This is a genomic window from Youngiibacter multivorans (assembly GCF_017873395.1).
GTDB classification, from domain to species: Bacteria; Bacillota; Clostridia; order Clostridiales; family Clostridiaceae; genus Youngiibacter; species Youngiibacter multivorans.
In genome coordinates this window covers 1-1,603 of record NZ_JAGGKC010000071.1, presented here as the reverse complement: position 1 = coordinate 1,603, position 1,603 = coordinate 1, and the positions used below count along the sequence as shown (strand labels likewise).

Below are 1,603 nucleotides of genomic sequence, written 5' to 3'. Positions count from 1 at the left end.
GATGGTAATTCCAAATGCAAGCAAAGATTTGCTAGTTGGTTTGCAGGGAGCAAAACAAAAGTAGATAGTATACTGGGGCACTGCGGCGTCATAAACTGACACCGCAGCACAAACCAGACAGTCAATAATTTCCCCTAATAAAAAAAGAATAAAAAAGGAGCAACATAAAATGAGTAATAATAAAACTAATCGTTGGCTTATTCTTTTTACGGGCATATTTGCAAATCTTTGTATAGGAGCTGCATACTCTTATAGTGTTTTTAGAAAACCGCTTATGGTATTGTTAGGAGCTACAGCTAGCCAGGTTACTATACCATACACACTTTCGTTAGCACTAATGCCTATATCGATGATAATCGCTGGAAAAATTCAGGATAAGAAGGGTCCAAAATTGACAATGTTTATTGGTGGGCTTATTTATTCGGCAGGTTTTCTTTTGGCAGGCTATGCAAAGAACATTCAATTTCTTTATATATCTTATGGAATTCTTGGTGGATTAGGGCTGGGTGCTGTATATTCGTGTACAGTGGTAAATACAGTTAAGTGGTTTCCCGATAAACGAGGTCTTGCTGGAGGACTAATTTCAGGAGGACTTGGTGGGGGTTCTGTTATATTTGCACCATTAGGGGTTTCATTGATGAAGACATATAGCCCTCTTTCTACCTTTCAGATTTTTGGAGGACTTTTCATAATAGTGATTTCAATTGCTTCATTCTTTGCGGTGGCTCCTCCTGCTGGGTATAAACCTGAAGGTTGGACACCTCCTGTTGCTAAAGCAGGAAACACTCTAAATGTTTCTATAGATAAAAATTGGCGTCAAATGTTAAGTGATCCTCTTTTCTTTACTGCGTGGATTACCCTAATAATAGCTGCAGTCTCAGGCATAATGATTATTGGTTTTGCTTCATCTATTGGACAGGAAGTTGTAGGACTTACACCAGCTGCTGCTGCAATTGGGGTTAGTATTTTAGGAGTTGCGAATACTCTAGGACGTCCGATTTGGGGTTCAATATCTGACAAACTTGGAAGATACAATTCCATGATAGTAATGTTTATAATTTCTGCTGCATCGATGTTTCTATTAAGTACCATGGCTAGTTCGTTTTCAGTTTTTGTTATTGCTTTAATAGGAATTGGATCTTGCTATGGTGGTTTTTTTGGCCTATATCCTGCTGTCACAGGAGATATGTTTGGTATGAAAAACATGGGTATGAATTGGGGTGTTATGTTTACTGCATTTGCACCAGCAGCAATTTTCGGGCCTATGTTAGCCGCACAGGTTAGAGCGATAAATAATGGAGATTATAGTCTAGCATTCATGATTGCAGGTGGCCTAAGTATCATAGGTATTTTCCTGACTCTGTTTTCACAAAGCATCGTTAGAAAAAATAAAATAAATGCAATGGCAGCTGAAATGAATTCAAAATAATTGTTTTAAATAAGAATAATAAGTAAGAATAATAAGGAAGTCTAATAAAAATATATAAAATATATATCGTAGAGGAGAAAAGAATTATGAATTATGATCCAGCACTAGACAACCACGGCCTACCAATGGGACCCTTCAAATCCATATCGGTTCCAAGACCTATCGCATGGGTAT

The 1,603-nt window shown here is 37.5% G+C and carries 1 protein-coding gene; it reads left to right on the top strand.

Going from position 1 to position 1,603, the window contains the following annotated elements; all coding sequences use genetic code 11:
* Nucleotides 1–169 precede the first annotated feature (169 nt).
* Complete coding sequence (locus J2Z34_RS17500; protein ID WP_209461161.1) at nucleotides 170–1,429, top strand: L-lactate MFS transporter; 1,260 nt, start codon at nucleotides 170–172, stop codon at nucleotides 1,427–1,429.
* Nucleotides 1,430–1,603 lie beyond the last annotated feature (174 nt).

What these genes read in the sequence shown, in the direction of transcription:
- J2Z34_RS17500 (WP_209461161.1), top strand. Translation starts at nt 170, where the DNA reads ATGAGTAATAATAAAACTAATCGTTGGCTTATTCTTTTTACGGGCATA.